The organism is Kitasatospora griseola (assembly GCF_014648555.1).
Taxonomy (GTDB): Bacteria; Actinomycetota; Actinomycetes; order Streptomycetales; family Streptomycetaceae; genus Kitasatospora; species Kitasatospora griseola.
Window position 1 is genome coordinate 364,424 of sequence record NZ_BMRI01000005.1, and the last position, 12,588, is coordinate 377,011.

Annotated in this window: 10 protein-coding genes; 5 read left to right on the forward strand and 5 right to left on the reverse strand. The window is 67.0% G+C overall.

Features of this window, described 5'->3' with window-relative positions; all coding sequences use genetic code 11:
- Positions 1–40 precede the first annotated feature (40 nt).
- The 5 genes from IEZ12_RS09525 to IEZ12_RS09545 form a co-directional block, all read right to left on the reverse strand.
- On the reverse strand, positions 41–1,531 hold the full coding sequence (locus tag IEZ12_RS09525) for an RICIN domain-containing protein (RefSeq protein ID WP_308431019.1): 1,491 nt from the start codon (positions 1,529–1,531) through the stop codon (positions 41–43).
- A 677-nt stretch (positions 1,532–2,208) separates the two neighbouring features.
- Positions 2,209–2,505: a hypothetical protein gene (locus IEZ12_RS09530; protein ID WP_189271589.1), complete on the reverse strand. Its 297-nt coding sequence runs from the start codon at positions 2,503–2,505 to the stop codon at positions 2,209–2,211.
- A 434-nt stretch (positions 2,506–2,939) separates the two neighbouring features.
- On the reverse strand, positions 2,940–5,162 hold the full coding sequence (locus IEZ12_RS09535; protein ID WP_189271590.1) for a hypothetical protein: 2,223 nt from the start codon (positions 5,160–5,162) through the stop codon (positions 2,940–2,942).
- A gap of 921 nt (positions 5,163–6,083) precedes the next feature.
- Complete coding sequence (locus IEZ12_RS09540) at positions 6,084–6,902, reverse strand: class I SAM-dependent methyltransferase (protein WP_189271591.1); 819 nt, start codon at positions 6,900–6,902, stop codon at positions 6,084–6,086.
- Positions 6,899–8,212, reverse strand: a complete 1,314-nt coding sequence (locus tag IEZ12_RS09545) for a helix-turn-helix transcriptional regulator (protein WP_189271592.1) — start codon at positions 8,210–8,212, stop codon at positions 6,899–6,901. The genes IEZ12_RS09540 and IEZ12_RS09545 overlap by 4 nt, the downstream gene beginning before the upstream one ends.
- Before the next feature lie 203 nt (positions 8,213–8,415).
- On the opposite strand from IEZ12_RS09545, the gene IEZ12_RS09550 reads away from it, so the two are divergent.
- The 5 genes from IEZ12_RS09550 to IEZ12_RS09570 all read left to right on the forward strand — a co-directional run bounded on the left by IEZ12_RS09550 (position 8,416) and on the right by IEZ12_RS09570 (position 12,145).
- Positions 8,416–8,910, forward strand: a complete 495-nt coding sequence (locus tag IEZ12_RS09550) for an ATP-binding protein (protein ID WP_189271593.1) — start codon at positions 8,416–8,418, stop codon at positions 8,908–8,910.
- 183 nt (positions 8,911–9,093) lie between these two features.
- Positions 9,094–9,234 (forward strand): hypothetical protein, encoded by a 141-nt coding sequence (locus tag IEZ12_RS09555; RefSeq protein WP_189271594.1) that lies wholly within the window; start codon positions 9,094–9,096, stop codon positions 9,232–9,234.
- 13 nt (positions 9,235–9,247) lie between these two features.
- Positions 9,248–10,435 (forward strand): cupin domain-containing protein, encoded by a 1,188-nt coding sequence (locus IEZ12_RS09560; protein ID WP_189271595.1) that lies wholly within the window; start codon positions 9,248–9,250, stop codon positions 10,433–10,435.
- Positions 10,432–11,328: an aldo/keto reductase gene (locus IEZ12_RS09565; RefSeq protein ID WP_189271596.1), complete on the forward strand. Its 897-nt coding sequence runs from the start codon at positions 10,432–10,434 to the stop codon at positions 11,326–11,328. Before IEZ12_RS09560 ends, IEZ12_RS09565 begins: the two co-directional genes overlap by 4 nt.
- Before the next feature lie 220 nt (positions 11,329–11,548).
- Positions 11,549–12,145, forward strand: coding sequence for a hypothetical protein (locus tag IEZ12_RS09570; RefSeq protein ID WP_229847367.1), 597 nt, complete (start codon positions 11,549–11,551; stop codon positions 12,143–12,145).
- Positions 12,146–12,588 lie beyond the last annotated feature (443 nt).

Consider the following 12,588-nt stretch of genomic DNA (forward strand, 5'->3'; position numbering starts at 1 on the left):
ACTGACGGGGTGTCGGGCTGACGGCTGACGGCTGACGGGCTCAGGCGAAGACCGTGTCCTGGACCGTCGCCAGACGCGCCTGGCCACTGTGGGCGTTGACCCAGTCGGTGATGTTCTTCACGGCCTGGTCGGTGTCGCCGGACCGCTGGTAGTCGTCGAACTTGTAGCCCGCGATGAGGCCGTCCACGCCCGCCTCGCCGAGCAGCCGGCCGGCGCACGAGGCGGCGCCGGAGGAGGAGCCGATGGTCCAGGAGAAGACTCCCGTCAGGTAGCCCGAGTCCCGGACCGCCGTGCTCTGTTTCAGGCCGGCGACCTTGTCGCTGCCGTCGTTGCCGCAGGTGCCGACCGCGGTGGCGAAGATCGCGGAGCCGTCGTCGACCAGCCGGTGCTGGAAGTCGACGCCGCCGCCGTTGTAGGAGAAGGCGATGCTCGCGTCCTGGTACGTCCCGGTGACCATCACCCCCTCGGACCGGGTGAGGCCCTGCTTGAGGTCCGCCCAGAGCGTCCGCTGGTCGTTGTCCCAGGTCACCTCGTAGACCACCTGGATGCCGTTGGCCACCAGCTTGTCCCGGGCCAGCGCCTTCAACGTGCCGAGGTCCCGGTTCTCGGGGTGCTTGATGTCGATCCAGACCAGCGTCAGGTTGCGCCCGGCGCGGCGCTGGGCGGCCATCTCGTCGAAGATCGCCGAGACCCGCTTGCGGCCCACGTTGCCGCTGTCGACGTTCTCGGAGGCCGGGTTGCCGACGTCGCAGGCCACCCACTCCCAGTCGTCGACGAAGCAGCCGCCGTACGCGTGGTTGGCGGCGTCGACCTCGATGGCGTTGTATCCGGCGTCGAGGGCCGAACCGACCCGGTCCGCGGAGTTGAGGTTGTGCGCGATCGCGTAGATCGGGCGCAACCGCGACCCCGGCCACGGCTGGGCCGCCTGGCGGCCCAGCCGCTGCGCCGGCCTGTCGTGGCAGCTCCAGATCTGCAGGGGATTGCCGTTGCGGAAGTCGTCGTTCGGGACGTCCAGGCACTTCCCGCTGCCCGAGTTGACCAGCTGCCGGCCACCGGAGACCGCCGGTTCGTCACGCCACACCTGCGCGGGCGTCCCGTTGCAGTCCCACTGCCAGACGGCGGTGCCGTCCGCCGAACCGCCCCACTTGACGTCCAGGCACTTGCCCGTGGCCACGTTCACCCACGACACCCCGTCCCCCACCGGCCGCGAAATCCACCGCTGCGCACCGGAGTTGTTGCACCCCCAGATCTGGATCGCGCTCCCGGTGACCGGCGAACCGTTGGGCACGTCCACGCACCAGCCGCTGAGAGTCAACGACTCCGCATAGCTGTACGGCAGTTGTCTCGGCGTCGGGGGCGTCCCCGAGCCGCCCGGGGGCGGCGGCTCGTTGCAGGACGGCGGCGGCTCGGGGGCGTCACAGGGACTGGCCGCGTACCCGGCGGGCGCGGCAGCCAGAAACGAAGCCACCAACGCCAGGAGTGACACGACCGCCAGCGGGAATCTGCGTGACATCAGGCCTCTTTTCCACATGAAGAGTCTGTTCGGCCATGCGCACAGGAGCGGCTGCGAAGCCGCTCGCACGGGGAAGCACCATCCCGCCGACCGTACGTCCGCCCCATTGCCGTCGACTTGCCACCCACTCAACGGGCACCCCTCCGCCCGACAACCCCACACACAAAAACGCCCCGAAGCCACGTCCGGCCCCGGGGCGTCCACCCTCCACAGGCCCTCCGGCCCGCACTCGAATCCGAGCCCCCTGTCGGGTTCGAACCGACGACCCCCGCTTTACAAGACGAACCCGGGTCCTGACGGGGCGTGACCGCCTAATGCTGCGTGGCGCTGACCCTGCAGGTCAGCGCCACGCGGCAGGTTTCGTGATCCAACTCCGGACAACTCCTGCCACCGTGTCCGCTCACGCCGAAGGGCTGTACAGCTGTTCAGGTGACCGCCTCGTGGAGCAGATCTTCAAGAGCCGCCCCGGCGCGGTGCCTCCTCCAGCCAGCCATCCGCCGGCAGTGCACCTCACTCTGACACCTGTCGCTCCGCCCGATGCCCGTGGGCAATGTAGACCGCGTCATCAGGGTGAAGAAGCACCCTGACAAGCTGCCAGGCCACATCCGCCGAAACGTCGTCCCCACGCCCCTTCCTCAGCTTCTTGGCGAGGAGACTCGCGCGGGGATCGAGCAGCCAGCGTAAAACCGTCGTCCTCACGCGGGATCCACAACAGCCGCGATTTGGTCCGCAAGCTCGCTCTCGCCAAAGGTCGCCATAGTTCCCTGCAGGAGGCTTAGCAGCTCCTTCTTGTTTTCATCCGATAGGCGCTCCAGGAAGGTCTGCAGATGTTGCGCAACAACCACCCAACGGGACTGTGGATGCCATGAGTTGACTTCCCTAACGATTTTGTCTGCGTCCAGCTCGGCAAGGGTGCCGCCGAACGGAGAAGCACGGCCCAATAACGCGTAGAGGCGCGCACTCCCCGGGTCAGCGAGGATCTCATCGCGCATAAATGCGACGCTCGCCCTGGCCTGCCTACGAGCGAGCTCCTCAAGTTCACAGGTGTGATGGGCTTGCTCTATTCGCCGAGCGGCCCTGAGTGCCTCAGGATCCACTGCGAGGGAGACGCGTGCGTACCGGACGACGATTCCTTGGTCCATTCGCGGCAGGTCGCAGGCCAGCGCAGCGGCCACTTCCTGGTCGGCCGCGTGGACTCGGAGCACCGACATGCCTGCCAGTACCTTCTCGACTATGGTCCGCACCACACGGCCCGCCGCCGCTGGGGCTGGGCCAGCGATGGTCTGTCCCGGCACCCGCGCCCAATCCACCGTAATCAGGGCATCAAAGGCGAGCCCCGCGTCGCAACTCGGCACCCTGTCAGAAAAAGCGAAGGTCCAAGACGGCTCCGGAAGCGCACCACTCTCACGGCGGCTTGAGCGCAGCCTCACGCGAGGTTTCCCGACCGATCAGGTGATCGACCCATCGTCCGGTTGAGCCTGAGCAACAGGATGCGATCGATAAGCTTGGACAGCTCCGTGTAGAGCTCGTCCCGCTCTCGCCTGGCAGGATCGGGCACATCGAGCACCCACTGCAACGCGAAAGCCCGCAAGCGCTCACGAGTACTGGTCCGGCCTGCCTGCTCGTTGTGATCAATAGCGCGCTGGAGCACGTTCAGGATGTCGGTCCGCCTGTCGGGATGGGCAAGCGCAGCGGCCAGCCACAGCTCCACCGCCGCTCGAGCTTCCTCTCCATCACCCGAGCCCTCATCGAACCCGAGCAGCGCCCGCCATCCCGCAGTCAGCTGCTCAGGAGCCGCCCGAAACTCGCTACTGTCCACCAGAAGGGCAGGCAGGTTCGAATCGGCCGCGGTGTACTCATTAGCAAGTACGGCGAAGCACCGCCGGCCGGCATCCGCCTTGCCCCCTGGCTCGCGGCACCACTCAGTGACGTAGCCCAGCAGCGTCGACCGTGCGCTCTGGTCCGCCCACAAGGTGGTGACTGCCGAACGCAAGGCCTCCTTGACCCCGTCGTCACCAGCGCCTGCTGCAGCGTGCTTCAACCGTCGCAGTGCTTTCCCCGTGTACAGTCTGCCGAAATCCCCCGCGCACACCTGGACAGCTGCCATGCGCAACGCCGGGTCTGTACCGCGGGCCCATCTGAGCAGTATGGCGTGGATGTATCCGGCGCTGGCAGGCTGCACCGCTGCCTCGTTCAGGACACACAGAGCGGTCTGCCACAGCTGGTCATCTCTTCGCCAGGCCAGAACGATAGTGCGTAGCGGGTCCGGGCGCTGCTGGCGTACAGCCCACTGCACCGCGAATCCGGAGATCCGCTCGGCCATCACCTTGCGATCGGCTGCCGAGAGAGTCTCCAGCGCCTCCTTAACGCCGTCACCCCCAGGTGCGCTGGCCAGCCAGTCGAGGAACGGCTTGCGCGCGAGCGGGCGATCCTCCCAGAAGTACTCGACGACGGCGTCGTCCCAAGCTGGCTTCGAGAACGTGAGTGCACCGTCGCCACTCGGCTGAGCGTTGATGGCATCCATCATCTGGATCACGCCGGGTGCCTGCTGCCCAGACAACCGGATCACTTCACCATCCAGTTTCTTGCAGAGACTGGCAGTCGCGGCGTAGACGTGGGCGACGGATGCCTTGCGAAGGACCGCCGCCACGAGCATAAAGTTCCGCTGGAAGCTGGTGCGTTCCGGTTCGCAGTGCCACTTCAGTAGTTCCTCGCGCCAGTTTCGATGAGCCAGCAGCACGCTCTGCACGCGTCGGTGGAAGACCGGGTCACCGACCGTCTCTTGCCGGGCAGCATGCTCCTCCAAACTGGGCAGAGATGAGGTCTCTTCCCGGTTGGCGGCGAGGACAAGACTGACAATGCGCAGCACTTCCGCAGGTTCCTGGTCTCGAAGAAGACCTCGGATCCGGGGATCTCCGAGCCACTCATCGGCTGCAATGTCGGCGGCTTCCGCAAGGAGCCACCGGCGCGCCATCTCAACGGGGTCCACCTCACCAAGGCTTGGGCAGATCCCTTGGGGCGCACCCAGGTTGATGCGCGTCCACTGCTCTGGTGAGGTAAGGACGATCAGCCGGCAATTCCTCTTCTCCAGGGCGTACTGGAGGCGTGCGAGGGTGTCACCGAATGTGCTCGAAACCTGGAACTCCTCCTCGTCAGGGGGCAGTTCCAGCACATAGGCCCAGTTGTCGGCTCGGGGAAGCCTACGGATGGGAAAGTTCTGTGACCCTCCGAAGGGGATCGATCCCACCCGTACTGTGCCGCCGCCCTCAGCCCGGAGTCTGGCAAGCAAGGCGTGGGCAGCAACGGTGCGTCCGGTACCTTGGCCGGAGTTGAGCACGAGCAAGGCACCTCGGGCAGCCTTCCACGCCGTGTAGGCGTCATCAAACCCTTTCGGAGGCTCAAAGACCGCTCGAACAGCGTTCAGATAGCCGTCCGATAGCTCGGCATGTTCTGGGTCGAGCTCACTGTAGATCTTGATCAGGTTCATCTCACCGAAGTTGAGCAGCGCCTGCTGGCGTAGGTTGGCGATGAGCGTCGCCAGCTCCTTCTGCCCTTCCGGAGCCCCGGTGGTCAGCGCCATCATCGCCGCCTGCACGGCTTCCGACGCATCTGCGGGCAGATCCTGTTCTTGCTCCAGCCCCTCATCCAAGTTAACGCCTCCCCCTTGCACTACCTGCACGACAGACTCTGGGCCCCGTTGCTAGCCAATGGTGCCGTCGATCTCCAGGGCGGTGGATTCCCCTCCGGCCCAAACCTTCCCTACCCGGTAATCAATGTCGACTGTCGCGCTGGACGAAATGCCTTTTGCCTTTACTGCCCTGGCAGTTCCCTCAACGTGATCCACTTGGTGCACGACCCGAACTCCAGGCCTTGGCCTATTCTCGCCTCGGAACGTGAACCTCTGGCCGTAGACGGCTTCCAGATCATTTCGAAGCTGGGCCATGATTTGCAGCAAGGCCGGGTCGGCCGGGTCGATCAGAGCCGGGTCTCGCGCGTAGGGTTCCATCGCACGCCGCGCCAATTCTAGGCGGTGAGTCCTGCCGCTAGTAAGCGCTGGCGGCTGAATGTGCAGCGATACTGGGACCTCCGCAAGCACCTCGGTCCCGCTCTGATCTTCCAGATCATCACTCGACTGGTGCGAGCGTCGATCCAGGGCTCCATTGAGGCGCCCATAGAGAAATCCGAACCCTTGTGTGAGCGCTGACGCGGTGAGCACCGACAACGAGAGTGCGTCAGACATATATCCCCCTAGATCACAGAACCGACCGGCCGGTCAGCGTTCCAGAGCAGATCTAACACCACAACCGAGGCAGGCCGTGGCGCAATGCACCGAATTCGTCCGAATCCGTGAACTGAGTGAACTAGTGTGACGCATGAGGCAATAGATAAAGTCTCAGTCAGCGCAAGCAATCGAACAAACGCGCACGACCCTCAGCTGACCTCATAGCAGCAAGACTCGCTCCCGCAGCGAGCCAAGCTGGCTCCTTAGGCCGACAAACGGCCGCGCCCCCTGACGGAGCGCGGACCTCCGGCGTCAATTCCCAGAGAGTCATCGCATGAGATAACGTATTCACAAGCGGCACACCAGGATGCCGCCGAGGCATGTGATCTTGAGCGGCCCCTTACTCGCGATCGTGCTGGCAGCGACCTCGGCTGCGTGGCTTACGGTCTCGTGGAAGGGAACTCCGCATTCGTCGGCCCACGATTCATAGGAAGCGAGGTGGGCCACGATCGGCGCTGGGTCAGTGATCTCAATGGTTCCGGGCAGTTCCCTCACCCGAATGTCTTCGAATGCCGCGCCGAGGTAGCCGCAGGCCTTCTCCAGGGAGAAGCGGGAGCTCAGGGAGACCCGTGCTGGTCCCTTGGGAATCCCGAGGACGTCTCCTGCAGCCTTGGCCCAGAGCTGGTCCAGCTCCCGCTTGTCGGTGTCGCTGTTGGTCGAGGCAATGAGCACGCCGTCAGGCCGGAGCACGCGGGCCAGCTCTTTGATCGTGGCCTCGATGTCGCTGACGTGGTAGAGCATGTGCAGGGCCAGCACGGCGTCGGCGCTGTCGTCGGCGAAGGGCAGAACCTGGGCGTCGGCGACCACGACCGGCTTCTCGACCTCGGCGAGGATTCCCGCCGAGATGTCCATCCCGACAACCTGAAGGTCCGGACGGTCCTTGTGCAGGCGACTGACGAACTTGCCGTTGCCGCAGCCGATGTCGAGGACGGTCCCGCGTGTGCCGGCCAGCTCTTCGAGGACGATCCCGGGCAGGTCGTACTGGGGTTGCTGCCACCGGTAGATCGACTGGCGGGCGGCCAGGTGGCGTCCGTCGGCGTAGGCGCTGTTCGCGAGGATGGACTTGTCGGCGACTGCGGCGTCCTGCTGTGCGGTGTTGCTCGTCACTGTGGCAGCTCCGGAGGGTTCGTGAGTGCGGGTCGAGAGCAGGCTTCTCTGACATTCTCACGGAGGCTCAGGACGATCGGGGAGCCTGCGTAGGCGGGCTCGGCGAGACGAGTGCTCAGTGCCCGAAGGCGGCTGGAGATGCTCGCTGTTCGCCGGTCCGGTGCGGCGTCCAGCACCACCGAGAGCTTCTCCTGCACGCCGTCGAGGTCGCCGTCGGCGAGGTGGGCGTTGGCGAGGTCGAGGCGGGCGGCCAGCAGGTCGCCAGAGGACTGTTCCTGCCGTGGTGCGGACTCGTACAGGGCGATGGCCCGGGAGGACGCCTCGATGGCGCGGTTCACGTGAGCCCGGCCGCCCAGGGCAAGGAAAGCGGTGCCCGCATAGGTCCACTGTTTGGCCTCGGGAAACGTGAACACGCCGGGAAGATCCACGGCGGCTACTGTGCTCCGCGCCGCCGCGGCCGCTTCCACGGCCCGTAGCGCGCTCGCGCTGTCGCCAAGCGCGGCGGTGGCCCGCGCTTCGAGGCTGAGCAGGCGGGCTGCGATCGTCCCGCTGTCCGCGTACGGCAGTCCGGCTCTGGCCAGCTCGGCGGCCTGGTGGTGGTCCTGCTGCCAGTAGGCGATCAGAGACTGGACGGATCGGATCCAGGCCCGGAGACCGTTGTGGCCGGCTGACTCCGCGCAGCGCCAGGCCGTTCGCGAATGGGTGGCCGCAGCTGTGTACTGGCCGAGGTCGAGGGCGACATGGGTAGCCAGGCCGCAGAGGCGCCCGGCCTGCAGGTAGAGATGGCCCGTCTGGTAGGGGTGTTGGCGGCCTCGGAGTAAGTCGAACACCCCTCGCCGAAGGCTTCCGATGTCATGGAAGAGCTCGGACACCGGCTTGCTCACGTAGTCCCCTGCCAGCCTCGCGATGTCCGCGTCGATCTGTTCAAGCAGCGTGTCGTCCACGTTGGACGCGCTTGCGAAGCGAAGGAAGAGTGCAGACTCTGCCAAGTCGGCTGCCACGGCCACTACGAGATCGTTGTCGCGGTCCGTGCGCCGAGCAGGCACAGGAGGCAAGGCGTCGCCGGCGCTGCTGGACGGTGGAACTGCTCCGGTGGCTGCAGGGGGCGCTGCCAGCAGGTCGGCCAACTGGTCGACCGAGAGTTTCAGGACGCGGGCGAGCTTCGGCCGCATCCAGGGCTGTGGGGCACCCCTGCCGCTCTCCCATCGCCCCACGGTCGTACGGTCCACATCGAGAGCTTCAGCCAGGGATTCCTGGGTGTGGCCAACCGCCTCCCTGCGCTGGATCAGCCGGGACCTCCTGGATGCCATCCCGCGTCCTCCAGAGGTACGTCAGTTCGTCTGCAGCCGTAACAGGCCAGGTCACGCCCGGGTTTGCAGCACGGATGCCTCGTTGCCGCCTCAATTCTGCTCTGGTTCACCCGCGTTGGAGGCTGTTCTGTAGATACCTGCCGGGTGAATCTCGGCGCGAATCGGCCCGCTGTCGACCTCGTCCCGGTGAAAGGTCCGCGCTCATGTCCGTCGCCACCCGCCAAGCCATCACCCCCGCCCCGTTCGGCTTTCGCGTGCTGCCGAGTGCCGAGGCCGTGCCGAACGCCCGGCGGCGGGTGATACGGACCGTGCGCGGCTGGGGCCTGCCGCTGGCGGAAGACGTCTTCCGCGATGTCGAGTTGCTGTCCAGCGAGCTGATCACCAACGCCGTGTCCCACACCCACGCCCCGTGTGTCGTGTGCGTCTCCTGGGACGGTGACCGGCTGCGCGTCGAGGTGACCGACGTCGGCCACGAACTCCCGGCTGTCGGCGGGATCGATCTCGATGCCACCGACGGGCGAGGGCTGTTCCTGGTGGCAGCGCTCGCGACGGACTGGGGCGCCGAGCCGGACTCCGCCGGCAAGCGGATCTGGTGCGAGGTGGGCACCATCGCCGCCGTCTCGGGCGACGAGCGACTCACCGCGCTAATGAGGGCTGCGGCCCCGAAGGCACGGGACGTCGTCCCAACCAGTGCCTGACAAAACTTCCTCCCGCCCCGACGCGGGCTTGGGGGGATACAGGTGGCCGCGCGCTGGTCAACAGCCACGCGGCACAAGCACCTGAGGTTCCTTGCCAACGGCCTGCCCTGGCAACAGATCCATCGCTGCACCCACGACGGGGCCGGGCAGTCGGCCCGCCCCATGAAACCGAAGGAGTGCTTCATGCCCGAGAACCTGACGACCAGCACCGAGCTGGAGGGCGACGGCCTGCTTGTCGCCCGTGCCAAGGTCGCCGCAGCCCGCTCGCAGGGCGAGCAGCCGTCGGACGGCGGCTCCACCGGCCGCACCGACACCAACGACTGACGGCTGCATCACGATGACCGCCGAGCACTTCTCGGTGGTTGAGCGTCTGGGCGGGGATGACTTCCTCGCCCGGACGCTCGGCCGCAGCTTCAAGGTCGCGCGCGGCGAAGCCGCGTCACTCGCCGGGTTGATGGGCTGGGATGACCTCAACGCCATCCTGACCCACCACCGGTTCGAACCCCCTCGCTTCCGCCTCGCCGCCAACGGGGAACAGGTGCCCGCGCACACGTACTCCCGGCCGATCACCACCCGGCGGAGCACCGTCTGGCACCAGCTCCAGCCCTCCGAACTGCACAAGAGGCTCGCCGAGGGTGCGACGCTGGTCTTGGACGCCGTTGACGAACTCCACCCCGGCATCGGGTCCCTGACCGGCCAGCTGGAGCGATGGCTGCGAACCGGCGTGCAGGTCAACCTGTACGCCTCGTGGACCAGCACCGAGGGCTTCGGCGTCCACTGGGATGACCACGACGTGGTGGTCGTCCAACTCGACGGCGCGAAGCGCTGGCGAATCTACGGACCGACTCGCAAAGTCCCCCTGCACCGCGACGTCGAGATGCCTGAGCCGCCGCCGGGCGAACCCATTGCCGACCTGGTGCTCAACGCTGGTGACATGCTCTACCTGCCCCGGGGCTGGTGGCACGCCGTCGCTGCCTCCGAGGGCCGGCACTCGCTGCACGTCACGTGCGGGCTGCAGAGCACGACGGGCGCTGACCTGGTCACCTGGTTGTCGGAGGTCCTGCGAGCCCACGAGGCCATCCGGGCGGACATTCCGCGTTTCGGAACTGCCGAAGAGCAGCGCGTCTTCCTCAAAACGATCAGCAAGCTCGTCGCAGCCGAACTGGAGAGTGCCGATCTGATCACTCGCTTCTCCGCCGCTCGCGATGCCACCGAGCGTGCCAGGTTGGTCCCGTCGCTGCCGTACATCACAACGGCTCCGCCGAACGCGGATCTGCGGGTGCGTCTCATCACCACGCGACCCGCGCTCGCCGCCGGGCCGGAGGGCACGGTGCAACTGACCACGGGCGGCGAGGAGTGGACGTTCGCGGCCCAGGCCCAGCCGATGCTCACGCTCCTCGCCGACGGGGAGAGTCACCGACTGGCCGATCTCGCACAGGCTGGTGGCATCACGCTCGCGCAGGCGGCCGGTGTCGTGACGGAGCTGGTCGACGGCCAGGTCGCCGCCATCGGGGGCGAGCAATGACCGCGCGGCTGGGCCTGGGCACCTACCGCTGTCTCGATGTGGCCGAGGCCGCGTTGATGGCCGCCTCCCGTGGTGCTGGCTGGGTGGACACCGCACCCAACTACGAGAACGGCCAGGCGGAGACATCGCTGGCCCTGGCCCTGGCTGCTTACCCTGACATGCAGGTCTCCACGAAGGTGGGCTTCCTCCCGCCGAGCGCCAGGCGCCTCGGTATGCGTGCGGGCTCACTGTCCGCCGAGGACGCCGAGCACGGGCACTGCCTCGCGCCCGACTACATCGCCTGGCAGGTCGCCCGCAGCAAACGCATGCTCGGCCGAGTCCCGGACCTGGTGTTCCTGCACAACCCAGAACACGGCTGCCAGGAAGGCGAGATCGCCGACCGGCTTTACGCCGCCTTCCTCTCCATGGAGAAGGCGTGCAGCCAACGCGCGATCGGCGCCTACGGGGTCGCGACCTGGTGTGGCTTCAGCAGCGGACTCTTCGACGTGTCCACCCTGCTCGAACTCGCGACCAAGGCCGGCGGCCCGAGCCACCGCCTACGGGCCATCCAACTCCCGGTCTCCCTCGTTCATCTCGCGCCCGTCGCCCAGGCCCTCGACGGGCAAGGCCCGTTGGCCGATGCCCTGGATGCGGGCCTGGAGGTGTTCGCCTCCGCCCCGCTCCACGGCGGCGAGATCCCCGGCATGGTGACTCCGGAACTGTCCGAGCTGATCAACCCCAGCAGGACCCCTGCCGAGACCGCCCTCGCCGTCGTTGCTTCAGCCCCAGGGGTGAAGCGCGTGCTCCTGTCGACGGGAAACCCGGAACACTGGATGCGGGCCGCCGAAGCCGTCGGCCGACCGCCGTTGTCTCCGGGCGTACTCCGAAGGGTCGTTGATGTACTCGGAACCTGAGCCGGACACCGCCAGGCGGATGCGCGGGATGCACGCCACAGCAGCAGCGGCGCTCGACGCGACGCCGATCGGCTCCCGCGAAGCGTGGGGCTGGCGCGGACGCACCCTCGGTCGCCCGGTTGCCACGGCGTCCGGCGAGGGCTGGCTCCGCTTGGTGTCCGCCCCAGCTGACAAGGCCGGCGGGAAACTCTGGGATGGACCGCAGGAGGCAGAACGACTCATGCCTCCTGCGGTACCCAGGCCACGTCTGCGGGAGCGGCGTACCTGGACCAAGGGCGAGCACGGCTACCTGGCGGAGCTGTACGACAAGATCACTGCCTCGACCATCGCTACCCACGAGCCGATCCTTCGGGAAGCACCCAACCTGGACGACGCCTGGTGGGCCTCGCTCAGCACCGCCCTCGATGCCATTGCCACCGTTCCCAGCGACCGGGTGGCGGTCCGGCAGGAATACCTGGACCGCGCCATGCCCCAGTACCTGGGCATCCCGATCGACACCAAAGTGACCTCCTGGACGACGGCCCACGGTGACCTGCACTGGGCCAACCTCACGAGTCCGGCCCTCACGGTGCTCGACTGGGAGGGCTGGGGCGTCGCGCCTGCCGGGTACGACGCGGCGCTGTTGTACTCGTACAGCCTCCTCGTGCCGGACACCGCCACCCAACTCCGTCACCAACTCGCCCACATCCTCGACACGCCGGCCGGGCAGTTCGCCGAACTGGTCGTCATCACCGAACTGCTGCAGGCCACTACTCGAGGCGACAACCTCGACCTTGAGGAGCCCCTGCGACGGCGGCTCTCCGCGATCACCAGATGACCGGCCCTCGACCCCCTGGTCGAGGGCGCGTTGGGTAGCCCTTGGGATATCCAACGCTCCAGCGCGCTCCCCCCAGGGCGCGGGCCGGGGTAAGGACTTGCGCTCGATCAAGGAGATGCTCGGCCACTCCTCGATCGGCATCACCTCGGACACGTACACGACCCTGTTCCCCAGGTCGACCGGGCCATCGCCGAGGCGGCGGCCCGGCTCGTCCCTCGCGCCAACAGGCCGCGCAAGGTTGCCCAGTCCGGAGAGAAATCGGAGACGATCGGGCCGTCCGCTCACGCAAACGGCCCCGGACGAGAAGTCCGAGGCCGGTGATCAAGCCCCCCAGAAGGCCAACCTGCAGCTCATCCAAGGTGGTTCACGGAGCCCCCTGTCGGGTTCGAACCGACGACCCCCGCTTTACAAGCTCAACCAACGGTTCGATCAACGTGCTCCGG